Consider the following 17,140-nt stretch of genomic DNA (forward strand, 5'->3'; position numbering starts at 1 on the left):
GCCCATGGATCGCGCGAGTTCGGCGGTATTGCGGCTGTTGACGATGCAAACATCGCAGCGGCGAATGAAGGGTAGCCAGGCAGCCCTGTAAACACGACTATCCGCGACTATATCCAGGCCATGCAAATAGACGATCGCTCGCGCCCTCGATAGCCTGGCAGATAGCCAAGCAACAGGAGCGCAAAGGCCACTACCCGCAATGACGGCAGACGTACGACGTCGCCAGACCGCAAGGAGCGAGGCAAATGCCACTTTAAGCAAGAACCACGGCAGTGGTTTCAGCTTGCACTCGCTTACAGCCACATCCTTGGGTAGCACCGAGCGACATCCAGCCGGACCTACGACAGCAAGGCTTCCGGCTTGGCTAAGTTCACGCGCCAGCTGAAGGTTGAGGCGTTCCATGCCGCCACGCAAAGGTGGTAGGTTCCGGGTGATCAACAGGTTGTGGGGCACGCGGAATCACCCTTCGTTCCGCGAGGCATAGTGGTAGACCTGGTATTGCCAGCGCAACGGCCACAAAGCCAGCATAAGTGCCTGTATCGCCCTGATGGGCCATGTCACGGCCTTACCATGGGTAATCCAATGCCAGCTTATCGGATGCAAGTCGCGTCGGCGCTTCCGAACCTTCAACCCCACGGAGCGGAACAAGGCATCCCACTCGGAGAGCGATTTGACGTCCTCTTTCACCTTGACCTGGTGCGTCCCTCCATACAGGCCAAGACGTCGGCTGAGAAACCCTGCGTTCGGCACGAGCAGAAGGAACTCCGCATTGGGCCGCGCAACCCTCATCATTTCCGATAGCGCCGCGGGCTTGTCCACGAAATGTTCGAGCGAGCCCATGCACGTGATCACATCGAAGCTTGCATCAGGAAACGGAAGCACCTCGGCGGCTCCCGTACGAAAATCGGCAGACGGGTAAGACCGACGCGCGGCCTCGATCGCCCTGACGGAGAGGTCGATGCCACTTATGCTCCGCGCGCCCATCCCGACGAAGTGCCCTAACCAGGCGCCCGTGCCACAAGCCACGTCCAAGACGTCTCCACCCGTGACGCGTTTCAACTCTCGGGCCGCAAGGCGGCAATGCCACGGCAGGCCGTGCCGCGCGTCCGCATCGTGCGCGTAATACTCGTCGTTATAGAACGCGCGTATCTCCTCCAGTTGACGTCTGTCTTCGTCGAGCTGCGTATTCATCGAGAGGTACGTCCATCGTCCGCGGGCCTGTAAGTGAGCGCAGTGATCTGCTCCGATACCAGGCCAATAAGGAACACGATGACTGCCGCGCTCCACATCAAGGTACTCATATTCGTAAGCCGTCCTTCGAGAAAGAAAGTACGGGCGTAGTTCAGGCAACCCAGTCCGAAAAACAGAACACTGACCGGAACGAACAGCTTCAACGGCGAATAGAGCGTCGCGATCTTGAAGATAATCAAGAGGAAGCGCACGCCGTCCTTCAAGGGCTTGATATGGCTCTTGCCGACGCGCTCCGCCGCCTTGATGGGCTCATAGGCCACGCCATAAGCGCTGCGGAAGAACGCCATCGTGCTAGTAGTGGGGTAAGAAAAACCATTCGGAAGCAGATGAATGAATTCACGAAAGCGGTGAGCACGGGCGACTCGAAAACCCGAGGTCAGGTCCGCGACAACCTGGCCTGTCATCCGGCTCGCGAGCCAGTTGTAAAGCGTGTTCGCCAAGCCGCGCCCCACGCCTGCCTGGCTTTCCCAGTCCCTTGCACCCACGACCATGTCGTAGCCTTCCTCAAGTCGAGCGACCAGCCGTGCGATGTCCAGGGGGTCATGCTGCCCATCCCCATCCATGAATACGAGGATGTCGCCTGTGGCCGCGCGCGCGCCGCGCTTGATGGCGGCCCCATTACCCATGGAATAAGGCGACGAAAGGCACGTCACCCCTTTGCCGGAACAAACCTCCCTCGTGTCATCGGTTGACCCATCGTCCACCACGATGATTTCCGCCCCCGGCTGGGCCGCGGTCAGTCGAGGCAACAGTTCTTTCAGGGCAGCCGCCTCGTTCTTGGCGGGCAGGATGATGCTTATACGACTCAAGAGTTCTCCCCCATGGCCGTTGAATCATAAGGGATAAGCCCAGCGCGAAACGAGAAGGAGGCCGCGGAGCCGGGTGCGCCGGGAACCGGCGGTCCCATCACACTGCCGGGCGTGACCATCCCTATAATCTGGAGTAGATTCAGGCGCGTATCTCGGGGAAACGTCCAATGGCTTCACAAATGCATACGCCGATCCTGGCGGGCCTCACCGGCATGGCGCGCCGGCTGGTCACGGAGAACGTGCTACCCGAGGCCGACGTGCGGAAAGCCGTCCATGACGCGGCGGAGAAGCGGGTATCCTTGTCGGCGTGGCTGGTCGACCATAACCTGGTGGACAGTGCCAGGCTTTCCCAGGTGGCCTCGGCCGAATTCGGCATGCCCCTGATGGACATCGCCGGCATGGCCGCGGCCAACATGCCGCTGGACCTGGTGACCGAGGCCCTGATCACCAAGCACCAGGCCCTGCCCCTGTTCAAGCGCGGCAAGCGCCTGTTCGTCGGCATCGCCGACCCCATGCAGTCCCACGCGCTGGACGAGATCAAGTTCCACTCGAACCACATGGTCGAGCCGGTGCTGGTGGAGCGCGGCCAGTTGCGCCGGATCATCGATACGGCGCTTTCCGCCATGAGCGCCAACGTGCCGGGCTTCGAGGACAACGGCCTCGACGAGCTCGCTCTCGAGGGCGGCGACGAGGATGGCGAGGGCACCACCGGCATCGACGCCAATGCAAACGACGACGCCCCCGTCGTCAAGTTCGTCAACAAGATCCTGGTCGACGCCATCAAGCGCGGCGCCTCCGATATCCACTTCGAGCCTTTCGAATCCGTCTATCGCGTGCGCCTGCGCATGGACGGCATCCTGCGCATCGTGGCCACGGCGCCGATCAAGCTGGGCAACCGCATTGCCTCGCGCATCAAGGTCATGAGCGGCCTGGACATCGCGGAGCGCCGCGTGCCCCAGGACGGCCGCATCAAGCTCAACCTGACCAAGACCCGCGCCATCGACTTCCGCGTCAGTACCCTGCCGACATTGTTCGGCGAGAAGATCGTGCTGCGTATCCTCGACGGCTCCTCGGCCAAGCTGGGCATCGACAAGCTGGGCTACGAGGAAGACCAGAAGAAGCTCTACCTCGATGCCATCGAAAAACCCTATGGCATGGTGCTGGTCACCGGCCCCACCGGCTCGGGTAAGACGGTGTCGCTGTACACGGCCCTCAATATCCTCAACATCGAGGGGCGCAACATATCCACGGTGGAAGACCCGGTGGAAATCCGTGTCGAGGGCATCAACCAGGTCCAGCAGAACGTCAAGCGCGGCATGACCTTCGCGGCAGCCCTGCGCTCGTTCCTGCGCCAGGATCCGGACGTGATCATGGTCGGCGAAATCCGCGACCTGGAAACGGCCGAGATCGCCGTGAAGGCCGCGCAGACCGGCCACATGGTGCTATCCACCCTGCATACGAACGACGCCCCGCAGACCATCTCGCGTCTGATGAATATGGGCATCGCGCCCTACAACATCACCTCGTCGGTCACGCTGATCATCGCCCAGCGCCTTGCCCGCCGCCTGCACGACTGCAAGCGGCCCGTCCAGCTGCCTCCCGCCGCCCTGCTGGCCGAGGGTTTTACCCAGGAGGAAATCGATGCCGGGATCACCCTCTACGAACCCGTCGGCTGCGACAGCTGCAATGAGGGCTACAAGGGGCGCGTAGGCATCTATCAGGTCATGCCGATGGTCGAGGATATCCAGAAGATCGTCCTCGAGGGCGGCAATGCCATGCAGATTGCCGAGGTGGCGCGCAAGGCCGGCATCAACGACCTCCGGGCCTCCGCGCTGCTCAAGGTCCGGAACGGGGTGACCAGCCTGGCCGAAATCAACCGCGTCACCAAGGACTGACGCATGCCGGGGGCTGGCGCGGCATGTGAAGATGTGCGCCAGACGGCAGAACGAAACCTGTCCGACCGTTCAAACTAGAATAAGAAAAGGGACCAGCCCGGGAGGGTTGGCCCGCTGAGGCATCAACCCGGGGGGAATACCGCGTCATGGCTACCGCCACCGCTACCAAGAACGCGCGCGCCATCGGTGCAGCGCGAGCCGAAGTCAATAAGCTGGTCATGTACGACTGGGTCGCCCTCGATAAGCGCGGCAAGCGCATGAAAGGGGAGATGCAGGCCAAGAACGCTGCCCTGGTGAAAGCGGAACTGCGTCGCCAGGGCATGAATCCGCAGACGGTGCGCGAAAAGGCCAAGCCGCTGTTTGGCGCGTCCGGCAGCACGGTCAAGCCAAGGGACGTCGCGATCTTCAGCCGCCAGATCGCCACCATGATGGCTTCCGGCGTGCCCATGGTCCAGGCCTTCGACATCATCGCGAACGGCCAGAAGAACGTCCGCTTCAAGAACATGCTGAACGACGTGAAGAGCGGCATCGAGGGCGGTGCGTCGCTGCACGAGGCGCTCGGCCAATACCCGGTGCAGTTCGACGAGCTCTACCGCAACCTCGTCCACGCGGGCGAGTCCGCGGGTGTGCTCGATACGGTGCTCGATACCGTCGCCACCTATAAGGAACGCATGGAGAGCATCAAGTCGAAGATCAAGAAGGCGCTGTTCTATCCCATCATGGTGCTGGTGGTGGCGTTACTGGTCTCGATGATTCTCCTGCTCTTCGTCGTGCCTGTGTTCCAACAGACGTTCGCGGAGGCCAAGGCCGAGCTGCCAGCTCCCACGCAGTTCGTCGTGGCTGCCTCGAAGTTCATGCAGTCCTGGTGGTGGGCGGTCATCCTGAGCATCGTGGGCTCCGTGGCAGCATTGATCTTTTTCAAGAAGCGCTCGTCGAAGTTCGCCCATTTCCTCGATCGTTTCTCTCTGCGGCTCCCCGTGATCGGCGATCTGCTTCATAAGTCGGCCATCGCCCGCTTTGCGCGCACCCTGGGCGTCACCTTCCACGCCGGCGTGCCGCTGGTGGAAGCACTGGATGCGGTAGCGGGCGCTACCGGTAGCGTCGTCTACGGTGATGCGGTGAAGCAGATGCGCGATGACATCGCCGTCGGCCACCAGCTTCAGCTGGCCATGCGCCAGGCCAATCTTTTCCCGAACATGGTGGTGCAGATGACGGCCATCGGCGAGGAATCGGGCTCCCTGGATGCCATGCTCTTCAAGGTGGCGGAGTTCTACGAGGAAGAGGTGAATACGGCGGTTGACACGCTGAGCAGCCTGCTCGAGCCATTCATCATGATCATCCTCGGCGTCCTCGTCGGCGGCATGGTCATCTCCCTCTACCTGCCCATCTTCAAGCTCGCCGGCACGGTCTGATCCATACCGCTGCAAGCAAGGCACAATAGGAACCCTTCGCCTTCGCGGGCGGAGGGTTTTTCTTGACCACGGACACTCCATGCCCGAACTCCCCCTCGCCCTCTGGATCGCCTTCGCCGCCGTCTTCGGCATGCTCGTGGGCAGCTTCCTCAACGTGGTCATCCTGCGCACGCCGCCGCGGATGCAATGGGAATGGCGCAGGCAGGCCCGCGAGGTGCTGGAGCTGGAAGCAGTGGACGAGCCCAAACCGCCCGGCGTGGCGCTGGAGTCCTCGCACTGCCCGCAGTGCAAGCACCAGCTGGCCGCGCGCGACAACGTTCCCGTGTTCGGCTGGCTGTTCCTGCGCGGACGTTGCCGTTACTGCGGCACGAAGATTTCCGCCCAGTACCCGCTGGTAGAGCTGTTCACCGGCGTGGCCAGCGCCCTCGTGGTGTGGCACTTCGGGCCTACCCCGGCGGCCTTGGCGGGGCTGGTCTTCACCTTCTTCCTCATCGCCCTTTCCGGCATCGACACACATACCCAGCTGCTGCCGGACGAACTCAACTACCCCCTGCTCTGGATCGGCCTCGGCCTCACGCTCATTCCGGCCTGGCAGCCGCTGCCGGTGGCACCCTCGTCCGCGATCCTGGCCGCCCTCATCGGCTATCTCAGCCTCTGGAGCGTCTACTGGCTGTTCAAGCTGCTCACCGGCAAGGAAGGCATGGGGCACGGCGACTTCAAGCTGCTGGCGGCGCTGGGGGCCTGGATGGGGCCGGTGTCGCTGCTGCCGGTGATCATGTTGTCTTCGCTGATCGGGGCCCTGGTCGGCGGCGGCCTCATGCTGTTCCGCAATCACCAGCGCGACGTGCCGATTCCGTTCGGTCCGTACATCGCGGCCGCGGGCTGGGTATGGTTCCTTGCCGGCGACCGGCTGCTGGAGGGTTACCTGCGCATCGCCGGGCTGCAATGAGTTACGTCGTCGCCCTCACCGGCGGTGTCGCTTCCGGCAAGAGCGCCGTGGAGCGGCGCTTCGAAGCGCTGGGCATCCACGCCTACGATGCCGACATGGCGGCACGTGCGGTGGTCGAACCGGGCTCGGCGGCGCTGGCCGAAATCGCGCGGGCCTTCGGGAACGATGCGCTGGACGGCGAAGGCCGGCTGGACCGGGCGGCCATGCGCCAGCGCGTCTTCGAGGATCCCTCGGCGCGAGCCACGCTCGAAGGCATCCTGCATCCGCGCATCCGCACCTGGCTGCGCGACGCTGTGGCGGCGGACGAGGGCCCCTACTGCATCCTCTCGATCCCGCTGCTGGTGGAAAACCGCGAGCACTACGCATGGGTGGATCGCGTGCTCGTGGTCGACGCGCCGGAAGCGATGCGGATCGAACGCCTCACCCGGCGTGACGGCATCGACACGGCGCTGGCGAGGAAGATGATCGCTGCGCAGGCCTCGCGCGAGGATCGCCTGGGCATCGCCGACGATGTGATCGTCAACGATGGGGACGAGGCGGCATTGGATGAGGCAGTGGCGGCGTTGGACCGGCGCTACCGCGCCCAGGCCGCGGTGTAGGAGCCTGAGTCAGATCAGCGAGGCGGCCGCGACGCGCTCGGCCACGAAATCCTCGGCCTTCACCGGCTCGGCGATGTGGTAGCCCTGGACGAGGTCGCAGTCCATTTCCACCAGGCGCAGCAGGGTGGCTTCGTTCTCGACGCCCTCGGCCACCGCTTCCATGCCGAGGCGATGGGCCACGTCCACCATGGCCTGCACCAGGAGTTCCGTGCGGCTGTCGGTGTTCATGGCGTCGACGAAGCTGCGATCGATCTTGAGCTCCGTCGCGGGGAAATGGCGCAGGTAGGCGAACGAGGCGTAGCCGGTGCCGAAATCGTCGATGGCCACGCGCACGCCGTGGTCGCGCAGGCTGCGCAGCACGCGCACGCTCATGTCGAGGTCGGTGAGCAGCGCCGTCTCGGTGATCTCGACGATCACGGCGGTCGGCGGCACGCCCCAGATGTCCATGGCCCCCAGCATCTGCTCGGCGAAGCCCGCTTCCGCAAAAACGCGCGGGGAAAGATTGATCGCAACGTCCAGCGGACAGCCGCCGCGATGCAGCGCGGCCGCGTGGCGCAATGAGGCGTTGAGGCTCCAGCGGGTCAGCGGCACGATCAGGTCGCTGCGCTCGGCGAACTGGATGAAATCGGAGGGTGCCACGTCGATCTGCGCCGTAGTCGTCCAGCGCGAGAGCGATTCCACGCGCACGATCTCGCCCGAGCGCAGATCGCGCAGCGGCTGGAAGGCCACGTGCAGGCGGTTCGCTTCGATGTCCTCACGCAATTCGCCGTAGAGGATCTCGACCGGCGTCGCGTCGGGCTGGTACAGGGCAAAGGACTCGCCCACGCGCATGGCTTCGTCGTGCGCCAGCTCGGCGCGGCGGTAAAGCAGTTCGGCCGTCGTGCCGTGCTCGGGATGCACCGCCACGCCCACGATCGGGCGGCCTTGCCAGGGACGCTCGCCGCGCAGCAAGGGGCTGTCGAACGCCCCGACGATACGCGTGGCGGCCAGGAGCGCATGGGTGCGGTTGCGCACCGAGGGCAGCACGACCACGAAGGTGTCGTCGCCGGCGACGAACACGGTGTCGAAGTGGCGTACGGCCTCGACGAGCCGCTCGCGCGCGGCCAGCATGATCTGGTTGCCGAACTCGTAACCGAAGCGCAGCTGCGCCTCGCGCATGCCCTGCAGCCTCACGACGAGTACCGCGCGCCATCCCGAGTCGGGGACCACCCGGTCGAGGATGATCTGCACGGCGGGCAGGATGTCGGCACGCTCACTCATTGAATGAAAAACTCCCTTGGATCGATGCCATGACTGCCCGCAGGCAGGGTGCGCAGGATTTCGCGGCGGACGATGTCCACCTGGTGCATCAGGTCCACGATGAGGAAATCCTCGCGCGCCCCCTTGTCCGCACGCGTCAGGACAGCCACCCGCGGCAGCAGGCGGCGGGCCTGATTCTGCACCATCACGACGGCGACTTCACCCGTGTTGAGCTCCACGATCGAGCCGGTGGGATACACGCCCAGGCAGGCCTGGAACTGTTCGACGAGTTCGCCTTGGAACGCGGTGTCGCGTCCTGCGTAGAGCTGGCGCAGCGCGAGGTGCTGGGAAACCGCCGGCCGGTAAGGCCGGGGCGACGACATTGCGTGGTAGGTGTCGATGATCGCGGCCATGCGGCCGGGAAGCGGGATCTCCGTTCCGGCGAGGCCGGCCGGGTAGCCGCTGCCGTCGAAGCGCTCGTGGTGGGTCAGCACCATGTCGCGCACCTCGGTGTCGGTGACGCCGGACTGTTCGAGGATGGACATGCCGTCGTTCACGTGCCGCCGCGCCAGGCCCCATTCGTCGTCGTTCAAGGGCCCTTCGCGCGAAAGCAGTTCCTCGGGCATCTGCACCTTGCCCACGTCCATCAGCAGCCCGCCGGCCGCGAGGCTCACGATGACGTCGCTGGCGAAACCCATGTGCCGGCCGAAGGCCGCTGCGAGGGAGCTGCAGCCCACGGCATGCTGGTAGGTGTAGCTGTCGCGACGGCGCAGGCTCTCGATCCAGAACAAGGCGTCACTGCTGCGCAGCACGCTGGCCACCATGGGACGTACGGCTTCCTCCAGGGCCTGCGGCTCGATGGCGCGCCCCTCCTGGACGTCGTCCACGAGGGCCTCCGCGAAGCGGGTGACCTGGTCGAAGGCCTCCTGCGCGCGGGGGACTTCCTCATCGAAGGGCACCGTGTCCCGGTAGACGTGCCGGGCGACCAGCCGCGGGTTGGGAGCAGGTCGCGGCTTGACCGGGGCGGCCGGTCGCGCTGGCGTAACCACACGCGCCGGCCGGGTCAGGGAATAGTCCGGCGCGACCTGGCGGTGCAGGTCGATGAACACGTACTTGCAGAACCTGGCCAGCCGGTCGATGTCTTCTTGCGAGGTGATCGGCACGCCCTGCAGCGGAAAGGTGGTGTCCGACCATTCGCAATCGAGACGACTCACGTACATGCCGACCTCGAGGTCGGCCACGAACACGCGTCTCTCCACCAGGTCGTAAACCACGGCCCCTCCCACGGAACCACTGCACATCCGAAGGGATATCGGCGCCGTTCACCGGAGCTTTAGGGGTCCGGCACTGGAATGTGTGAGGAAACCGGTCCGCCGCCGGTCTTATGGAGCAGCCCCCTCCCCTGGAGCCTTCCCATGCGCTTCCGCCTGCTTCCTTCGCTGTTCCTCGCCCTCACCGCCTGCTCCAGCGCTTCCGCCGGCGAGGAGGGCATCCGGTTGCCCCCGCCTGCGGTTGACGCCGCGCCCGCCCGGGGCGAGGCCTCTGCCGTGTTCGCCGGCGGCTGCTTCTGGGGCGTGCAGGGCGTGTTCCAGCACGTGCGCGGCGTGAAGAGCGTGCGCTCCGGCTACTCGGGCGGGGACGCCGCCCACGCGACTTATGACGACGTGAGCGATGGCGACACCGGGCACGCCGAGTCCGTGCGCGTGGTGTACGACCCCAGCCAGGTCACCTACGGCCAGTTGCTGCAGGTGTTCTTCTCGGTGGCGCAGGACCCCACCCTGCTGAACCGGCAAGGCCCCGACGTCGGCACGCAGTACCGTTCCGCCATCTTCTATGCCAATCCCGAGCAGAAGAAGGTGGCCGAGGCGTACGTGGCGCAGCTCAAGGCCGCTCATGCCTTCGCGGCGCCGATCGTCACCGAAGTGACGCCGCTGAAGGCGTTCTACCTCGCCGAGAGCGAGCATCAGGACTATATGCGCCTGAATCCGGACGCGCTGTACATCGCGATCAACGACCGGCCCAAGGTGCTGGCGCTGCAGCGGCTCTATCCCGAGCGCTACACCCCGGCCTGGGCCAACGGCCGCTGACGCACGGCATGGTGTACCGCTAACGCACGGCAACGATGTAGGAGCGCGCCTGCGCGCGACAGCCTTTGGGGCCTTGAGCAACAGGGCCTGTTGCTCTTCGCGAAAAACTGTCGCGCGCAGGCGCGCTCCTACAGTGGGGCTTAGCCGAGCATCGGCAGGTCCAGGCCTTGCTCTTTGGCGCAGGCGATGGCTTCGGGATAGCCTGCGTCGGCGTGGCGCATCACGCCGGTGCCGGGGTCGTTCCACAGCACGCGCGCGATGCGCTTGTCGGCTGCCTCGCTGCCATCGCAGACGATCACCACGCCGCTGTGCTGGCTGTAGCCCATGCCCACGCCGCCGCCGTGATGGAGGCTGACCCAGGTGGCGCCGCCGGCCACGTTGAGCATGGCGTTGAGCAGCGGCCAGTCGCTCACGGCGTCGCTGCCGTCGCGCATGGCCTCGGTCTCCCGGTTCGGGCTGGCAACCGAGCCGGAATCGAGGTGGTCGCGACCGATCACCACGGGGGCCTTCAGTTCCCCGTTGCGGACCATCTCGTTGAAAGCCAGGCCAACGCGGTGGCGCTGCCCCAGGCCTACCCAGCAGATGCGTGCGGGCAGGCCCTGGAAGCTGATCCGCTCGCGGGCCATGTCCAGCCATCGATGCAGGTGCGGATCGTCGGGAATCAGTTCCTTCACCTTGGCGTCGGTCTTGTAGATGTCCTCCGGATCGCCGGAGAGCGCCACCCAGCGGAACGGGCCCACGCCGCGGCAGAACAGCGGGCGGACGAAGGCCGGGACGAAGCCGGGGAAGGCGAAGGCCTCAGCCAGGCCCTCGTCCTTGGCCATCTGGCGAATGTTGTTGCCGTAGTCGAAGGTAGGCACGCCCATCGCGTGGAAGGCCAGCATTGCCTGGACGTGGCGGCGCATCGATGCCTTGGCCGCGCGGGCGGTCCCGGCCGGATCGCTCTTGCGGCGTTCGAACCATTCTTCGACCGTCCAGCCCGACGGCAGGTAGCCGTTGACCGGATCGTGGGCGCTGGTCTGGTCGGTGACCGCGTCGGGGCGGATGCCGCGGCGGACGAGTTCCGGGAGCACATCGGCGGCATTGCCCAGCAGGGCCACCGACACGGCGCGGCGTTCCTTCGCGTAGCGGTCCAGGCGGGCCAGGGCATCATCGAGATCGGCTGCCTGCTCGTCCACGTAGCGCGTCTTCAGGCGGAAATCGATGCGGCTCTGCTGGCACTCGATCGTGAGCGAGGACGCCCCGGCCAGGCTCGCGGCCAGTGGCTGCGCGCCGCCCATGCCGCCGAGTCCGGCGGTGAGGATCCAGCGCCCGGCGAGGCTGCCGCCGTAATGCTGGCGGCCCATCTCCACGAAGGTCTCGTACGTGCCCTGCACGATCCCCTGGGAGCCGATGTAGATCCACGAGCCAGCCGTCATCTGGCCGTACATCATCAGGCCCTTGCGATCGAGCTCGTTGAAGTGTTCCCAGTTCGCCCAGGCGGGAACCAGGTTCGAGTTCGCGATGAGCACGCGCGGCGCGTCGGGATGCGACGGGAAGACGCCAACTGGCTTGCCCGACTGCACGAGCAGGGTCTGGTCGTCGCGGAGCTCGCGCAGGCTGCGCAGGATCGCGTCGAAGCATTCCCAGTTGCGTGCGGCACGGCCGATGCCGCCGTACACCACGAGTTCCGCCGGATTCTCGGCCACCTCCGGATCGAGGTTGTTCTGCAGCATGCGGTACGGCGCTTCCGTGAGCCAGCTGCGGCAGGTGAGCTCGCTGCCGCGCGGGGCACGCACGGTGCGGGTTGTGTCGATGCGCGTGACAGCGGTCATCGGAGACTCCGTCGATCCAGGGAATCCCCGATTATGGTCCCGCCGCCCGACGCCTCGCCAGTGTGGACTGTGGGAGGCTTTGGATTAGCGGCCGGCCGTGCCTGAGCGGGCTGGGGCGGGCTGCGCGGTCGCCGGCTGCGGCAGCGTCTGGTAGCGTCGCGCGGCTGCGTCCTGGCGGGCCCTGTAGAGCTGCTGCTCGCTGCGATCGGCGGCGTCCAGCTGGCTGCGCAGGGCCGGATCGGTGGCGTTCGTCCGCTGGCGGTCCAGGTTGCCCTGGCGCAGCTGCTCGCGCAGGGCGTTCTGGTTCTGCCGGTCCTGCAATTGTTGACGATCCACCTGGCGCTGCCACTGCTGGTTCGCGCTTTGCGTGGTGATGACGACGGGCTTCGGACGCGGCGGGGGAACCGGTTGCGCCGGCTGGGTCTGCGCCGCCGCCAGCACGGGCAACGCGGCGAACAGGCCCAGCAGGATTTTGCGTGATGAATTGGTCATGGGACTCGTCCATCATGGAAGGATTGTTTGCCTTAAAGCCTACGTCGTCGCCCATGAACGCCATGTTGTCCCGCTGGAGCGCCCTGCTCACGCTGCTCCTGCTGCCGGTCGCCGGATGCGCCACGCGCCCGGCCGAGCCCGTCACCGCTCCGCATACCGTGCTGCTCGTGTCGATCGACGCCTTCCGCGCCGACTACATCGGCCGCGGCCTCACGCCTAACCTTGTGGCACTCGCGAAGGACGGCGCCACGGCGCCGTACATGCTGCCCTCGTTTCCCTCGCTGACCTTTCCCAACCACTACACCCTGGTGACCGGCCGCGTTCCGGACCGCAACGGCATCGTGAACAACACGATGAAGGACCCCGCGCTAGGCAAGTTCAGCCTCGGCAATCGCGATGCCACCGCGGACGGCCGCTGGTGGGCGGAAGCCGAGCCGATCTGGGTCACGGCGCAGAAACACGGCCTGCGCACGGCGACGATGTTCTGGCCTGGCACGGAGGCCAGGATCCACGGGGTGCGGCCGGACCACTGGATCCCGTTCGACGACGCCCTGACGCCACGGCAACGCATCGACAAGCTGCTTGCGTGGATCGACGGGGACCGCCGGAAGCCCGTGTTCGACACGCTCTACTTCGACGACGTCGACCATGCGGGACATGAGTTCGGCCCGGACTCGCAGGAAGTGGACGAAGCCCTGCGCAAGGTCGACGACGCGCTCGGCTACCTCGTCGCGCAGCTGCGCCGGCGCGGTCTCTACGACACCACGAACCTGATCATCGTCTCGGACCATGGCATGGCCGACGTGCCGCGCGGCAACATCGTGTTCGCCGACGAAGAGACCGACCTCGACGCCCTCGACGCCGTCTCCTATGGCGTGATGGCCACCTTCAATCCGAAGCCGGGCGTGGACGGCTCACGTGCGGTCGCGCGCCTCCTGGGCCCGCATGCGCACATGCGCTGCTATCGCAAGGAAGACCTGCCGGCGCGTCTGGACTACGGCAAAAACCCCCGCGTGCCGGCCTATCTTTGCCTCGCCGAGACCGGCTGGGCCATCACCAGCCACGAAACCCTGGCCAGGCGCACGGATCCCATGTCGCGCGGCGAGCACGGCTACGACAACCTCGCCCGCGAGATGCGTGCCCTGTTCGTGGCCCATGGGCCGGACATCGCCCAGGGCGCCACCATCCCGCCGTTCCCGAACGTGGACGTCTATCCCCTGCTGGCGCACCTGCTCGGCCTGCCGCCGTTGCCCAACGACGGCAGCCTCGACGCCGTGAAGGGCGCGTTGCGCAAGGCCGAAGCCCCCGTCGGCCGATTCCCGTAGAATCGGGCCCATGCGCCAGATCTATACCTCGCCCCGCCAGGACAACATCGACCGTATCGTGGCCTTGCTCACCGAGCACGGCATCGAGACGACGGTGACCAACCGCTCCACCTGGAACCGCCCCACGTACCAGCGCTTCAGTTATTCGCAGCGCAACGACGACCGCAACAGCTGGCCGCAGGTCTGGGTGAAGAGCGCCGACGACTTCCCGAAAGCGCGCGGCCTCCTCAAGGACATCGGTATCGAGCCGGTGGTCAGGTTCCAGGAGGAGCTGCAGATGCATCGCCAGCCCGACAGCCGTCCGCGGCCCCAGCGCACCGCCGCGCGCGTGCGCCTCATGGTGCTCGCCGTCGTCGCCGGGGTGATGCTGATCGCCGTGCTCAGGGCCACCCAGGTGCTTTGAGTGGACGGCGCCAGCGCAGCCACGCCGCCAGCCCACATCGCCCTTCGCGAGTCCACGCGTGCCGCGCACGAAGCAGCCGAGGCGACGCCCGTCACGCAGAGACTGCTCGACGGTGCGATCGACGAGGCCGGCTACCGCAAGTTGCTCGACGCGCAATGGCGGTTATTGAGCGAATGGGAGGCCGCGCGCGCGGACTGGCTGGCCGAAATCGGCTCGATCCATGACTGGCCCTACCTCTCCCGCGCGACCGCACTGGAACGCGACCTGATCCATGTAGGAGCGCGCTCGCGCGCGACAGCTTTTCGGGAAGAGCCACAGGCCCTGCTGCGGGCCCGCGAAGAGCCGTCGCGCGCAGGCGCGCTCCTACAGTACTGGGGTGAGCTTTATGTCGTCGAAGGCTCCGCATTGGGCGGCCGCGTGATCGTGAAGCGCCTGCGCGACAGGTTCCCGGCCCTTCCCCACCATTTCTACGCCATCGGCGAAAGCGCCGACGAACCGTGGCACCGCTTCCGGGCGCTGCTCGACCGCGTGCTGGCCGAGCCGGCCGCGCTGCAGGCAGCCATCGACGGCGCGCTGCGCATGTTCGTTCGCTTTCGCCAGGCGCTACAGGACGATGCCACGCATGTCTGAGCTTCCCGACCTCACCGCCTGCGATCGCGAGCCCATCCATATTCCCGGATCGGTCCAGCCGCATGGAGCCTTGATCGTCGTCGACGCCGCTACCCGTGCGATCCTGCAGGTCAGCGAGAACATCGACGATGTCACAGGCGTCGACGCCGAAACCGCGCTCGGCTCGAGCCTGCACGAGGTCGTCCACCTGCCTGACGACTTGTTCGACGGCGGACGTCCGCTGCACAGCGGCTGGGTACCGGTGGATTTCCCCCGGTCGCGTAAGGAACGCCCTTGGTACGCGGCCGTGCATACGTACGACATGCGCTGGCTCATCGAGACCGAACCCGGGGAGCCCGCCTTCGAGGACGATCCGGTCCACGCCGCCCGCGATCTGGCCCGGGATCTCGAGGGCGATCCCGGCGTGGGGCGCGCTGCTGCGCGCGTCGCGCGTGCCATCCGCAACCTCCTCGGCTACGACCGCGTGATGGTCTATCGCTTCGATCGCGACTGGCACGGCGAGATCATCGCCGAAGAGCGGCGCAATGACCTCGAGGCATACCTGGGGTTGCATTACCCGGCCAGCGACATCCCCGCCCAGGCCCGCGTGCTCTACCTGCGCAACCGCGTGCGCCAGATCAGCGACTGCAAGTACGTGCCGGCGCGCATCGTGCCCGCCCACGACCCGGTCACCGGCGCGGCCACGGACCTCAGCGACGTATCGCTGCGCAGCGTATCGCCGGTGCACCTCGAGTATCTCGGCAACATGGGCGTGACGGCGACGCTGGTGGCTTCCATCATCGTGGACGGCGGGCTCTGGGGGCTCATCTCCTGCCACCATTACAGCCCCTTCTTCGCCGACCACCGCATGCGAGCCGCGGCCGAAGCGATGGCCCGGACATTCGCCATGCGGGTGGCCGAGATCGAGGAGCTGGCGGAAATCGAGGTCGAAAGCACCTTGCTCACCGTGCGCGAGAAACTGATCACGGCGTTCGACGAAAGCGACCGGATGGACCCTGAGCTACTCGCCCGACTTGCACCGGAACTGCTCGAAGTGGTCGACGCGGATGGCGTCGCCATCTTCACCGGGGGCCGCGTCGTGCGCCACGGCCTCATTCCCTCGGAGTCCGCGGTGCGGCGCATCCGCGACGTCGCCAGCAAGGAGGATATCGCCGGCGACGTGCTGCACACCGACGAAATCGGCGCGTGGCACGCGGAACTGGCGGACCCGTCCATCACGGAACTCGCCGCCGGCGCGATCTACCTGCCACTGTCGTTCGAATCCGGCGATGCCGTGATGTGGACGCGCGCGGCGCAGGTACGGCAGGTGCGCTGGGGCGGCAATCCCTCGCTGGCCAAGCTGGAAACGATCCCCGGTGCGCGCCTGTCGCCACGGCAGAGCTTCGATATCTGGCAGGAAACCGTGCGCGGACGCTCGCGGCCCTGGTCGCACCAGCACCTGGAGTCGGCGCGCTATTTGCGTGAACTGATCGAAAGGTCGCGGTGACGCGCCGTACGCCGTGGCGCTATAACATCGGTCCATGACCGACCGTGTCCGCCTGTTCCAGACCTTGCCGCATACCTGCGGCTATTTCGCCGAGCGGACGGCGCAGAACCTCGTGGTCGACCCGGGCGCGCCGCACCTCGACCGGCTCTATGGGCCCGCGCTGGCCAAGGGCTTCCGCCGTGCCGGCGGCCATCTTTACCTGCCCCAATGCAACGCCTGCCAGGCCTGCGTGCCCTGCCGCATCGACGTGGACAACTTCTCGCCGGATCGCGGCCAGCGCCGTTGTCTGAAGCGCAACGCCGACCTCACGGTGAGCGAGCAGATGCCGGGGTTCACCCCCGAGCGGCACGCGCTCTACCAGCGCTACCTGCACGCGCGGCACAGCGGCGGCGGCATGGATGCGGCGGACGCGGAAGATTTCCAGCGCTTCCTCGCCGCCCCCTGGAGTCCGACGCTGTTCCTGGAATTTCGCCAGGGGCGGCGCCTGCTTGGCGTGGCCGTGACCGATATCGCGCTAGCCGGCCTTTCGGCCGTCTACACGTTCTTCGACCCGGACGAAGAGGCGCGCAGCCTCGGCACGTTCGGGATCCTGCAGCAAGTGGAACTGGCGCGCCGCCGCGGTGTTCCTTACGTGTACCTGGGATTCTGGATCGCCGGGCACCCGAAAATGGATTACAAACGCCGGTTCAAGCCGCTGGAGATCCGCCGGCACGGCCGCTGGATCCCGATGCCGTAGGAGCGCGCCCTGC

The 17,140-nt window shown here is 66.2% G+C and carries 17 protein-coding genes; 10 read left to right on the forward strand and 7 right to left on the reverse strand.

Going from position 1 to position 17,140, the window contains the following annotated elements:
- From ACR9ZH_RS15330 to ACR9ZH_RS15340, 3 genes are all read right to left on the reverse strand, one after another.
- Positions 1–402 (reverse strand): glycosyltransferase (locus ACR9ZH_RS15330; protein ID WP_481291658.1); only part of this gene is annotated, 402 nt, incomplete at its 3' end.
- Positions 403–459: 57 nt separating this feature from the next.
- Positions 460–1,191, reverse strand: a complete 732-nt coding sequence (locus tag ACR9ZH_RS15335) for a class I SAM-dependent methyltransferase (RefSeq protein ID WP_481291627.1) — start codon at positions 1,189–1,191, stop codon at positions 460–462.
- Positions 1,188–2,060 carry a glycosyltransferase family 2 protein gene (locus tag ACR9ZH_RS15340; protein ID WP_481291628.1) on the reverse strand — a complete coding sequence of 291 codons (873 nt, stop codon included), beginning with the start codon at positions 2,058–2,060 and terminating at the stop codon, positions 1,188–1,190. The genes ACR9ZH_RS15335 and ACR9ZH_RS15340 overlap by 4 nt, the downstream gene beginning before the upstream one ends.
- Before the next feature lie 167 nt (positions 2,061–2,227).
- On the opposite strand from ACR9ZH_RS15340, the gene pilB reads away from it, so the two are divergent.
- The 4 genes from pilB to coaE all read left to right on the forward strand — a co-directional run bounded on the left by pilB (position 2,228) and on the right by coaE (position 6,915).
- The gene (pilB, locus tag ACR9ZH_RS15345; protein WP_481291629.1) at positions 2,228–3,955 is read left to right on the forward strand and encodes a type IV-A pilus assembly ATPase PilB; all 1,728 of its coding nucleotides are present in this window, start codon (positions 2,228–2,230) and stop codon (positions 3,953–3,955) included.
- 146 nt (positions 3,956–4,101) lie between these two features.
- Positions 4,102–5,367, forward strand: coding sequence for a type II secretion system F family protein (locus ACR9ZH_RS15350; RefSeq protein WP_481291630.1), 1,266 nt, complete (start codon positions 4,102–4,104; stop codon positions 5,365–5,367).
- Between the two features lie 79 nt (positions 5,368–5,446).
- On the forward strand, positions 5,447–6,316 hold the full coding sequence (locus tag ACR9ZH_RS15355) for a prepilin peptidase (RefSeq protein ID WP_481291631.1): 870 nt from the start codon (positions 5,447–5,449) through the stop codon (positions 6,314–6,316).
- Positions 6,313–6,915: a dephospho-CoA kinase gene (gene coaE / locus ACR9ZH_RS15360; protein WP_481291632.1), complete on the forward strand. Its 603-nt coding sequence runs from the start codon at positions 6,313–6,315 to the stop codon at positions 6,913–6,915. The genes ACR9ZH_RS15355 and coaE overlap by 4 nt, the downstream gene beginning before the upstream one ends.
- Positions 6,916–6,924: 9 nt before the next feature.
- Here coaE and ACR9ZH_RS15365 read toward each other — a convergent pair whose 3' ends face one another.
- Together ACR9ZH_RS15365 and ACR9ZH_RS15370 are read right to left on the reverse strand one after the other, a co-directional pair.
- Positions 6,925–8,175 (reverse strand): putative bifunctional diguanylate cyclase/phosphodiesterase, encoded by a 1,251-nt coding sequence (locus ACR9ZH_RS15365; RefSeq protein WP_481291633.1) that lies wholly within the window; start codon positions 8,173–8,175, stop codon positions 6,925–6,927.
- Positions 8,172–9,428, reverse strand: coding sequence for a cyclic di-GMP phosphodiesterase (locus ACR9ZH_RS15370; RefSeq protein ID WP_481291634.1), 1,257 nt, complete (start codon positions 9,426–9,428; stop codon positions 8,172–8,174). Before ACR9ZH_RS15370 ends, ACR9ZH_RS15365 begins: the two co-directional genes overlap by 4 nt.
- A 141-nt stretch (positions 9,429–9,569) precedes the next feature.
- Here ACR9ZH_RS15370 and msrA point away from each other — a divergent pair, with 141 nt between their 5' ends.
- On the forward strand, positions 9,570–10,241 hold the full coding sequence (gene msrA / locus ACR9ZH_RS15375) for a peptide-methionine (S)-S-oxide reductase MsrA (RefSeq protein WP_481291635.1): 672 nt from the start codon (positions 9,570–9,572) through the stop codon (positions 10,239–10,241).
- 140 nt (positions 10,242–10,381) lie between these two features.
- Here the strand turns inward: msrA and hutU are convergent, their stop codons facing one another.
- Both hutU and ACR9ZH_RS15385 read right to left on the reverse strand, forming a co-directional pair.
- Positions 10,382–12,055, reverse strand: coding sequence for a urocanate hydratase (gene hutU, locus ACR9ZH_RS15380; protein WP_481291636.1), 1,674 nt, complete (start codon positions 12,053–12,055; stop codon positions 10,382–10,384).
- An 84-nt stretch (positions 12,056–12,139) separates the two neighbouring features.
- A complete protein-coding gene (locus ACR9ZH_RS15385) occupies positions 12,140–12,547 on the reverse strand; it encodes a hypothetical protein (protein WP_481291637.1) in 408 nt (135 codons plus the stop codon).
- 53 nt (positions 12,548–12,600) lie between these two features.
- Here ACR9ZH_RS15385 and ACR9ZH_RS15390 point away from each other — a divergent pair, with 53 nt between their 5' ends.
- The 5 genes from ACR9ZH_RS15390 to ACR9ZH_RS15410 are packed head-to-tail and all read left to right on the forward strand — an operon-like array spanning position 12,601 to position 17,127.
- Positions 12,601–13,872 carry an alkaline phosphatase family protein gene (locus ACR9ZH_RS15390; RefSeq protein ID WP_481291638.1) on the forward strand — a complete coding sequence of 424 codons (1,272 nt, stop codon included), beginning with the start codon at positions 12,601–12,603 and terminating at the stop codon, positions 13,870–13,872.
- A 10-nt stretch (positions 13,873–13,882) separates the two neighbouring features.
- On the forward strand, positions 13,883–14,275 hold the full coding sequence (locus ACR9ZH_RS15395) for a hypothetical protein (protein ID WP_481291639.1): 393 nt from the start codon (positions 13,883–13,885) through the stop codon (positions 14,273–14,275).
- Entirely contained in the window at positions 14,276–14,905 is a 630-nt protein-coding gene (locus ACR9ZH_RS15400; RefSeq protein ID WP_481291640.1) for a biliverdin-producing heme oxygenase, read from the forward strand.
- The gene (locus ACR9ZH_RS15405) at positions 14,898–16,391 is read left to right on the forward strand and encodes a GAF domain-containing protein (RefSeq protein WP_481291641.1); all 1,494 of its coding nucleotides are present in this window, start codon (positions 14,898–14,900) and stop codon (positions 16,389–16,391) included. Before ACR9ZH_RS15400 ends, ACR9ZH_RS15405 begins: the two co-directional genes overlap by 8 nt.
- A 34-nt stretch (positions 16,392–16,425) precedes the next feature.
- Positions 16,426–17,127 carry an arginyltransferase gene (locus ACR9ZH_RS15410; protein WP_481291642.1) on the forward strand — a complete coding sequence of 234 codons (702 nt, stop codon included), beginning with the start codon at positions 16,426–16,428 and terminating at the stop codon, positions 17,125–17,127.
- Positions 17,128–17,140 lie beyond the last annotated feature (13 nt).

This window comes from Luteibacter sp. SVR4-7G (assembly GCF_056755555.1).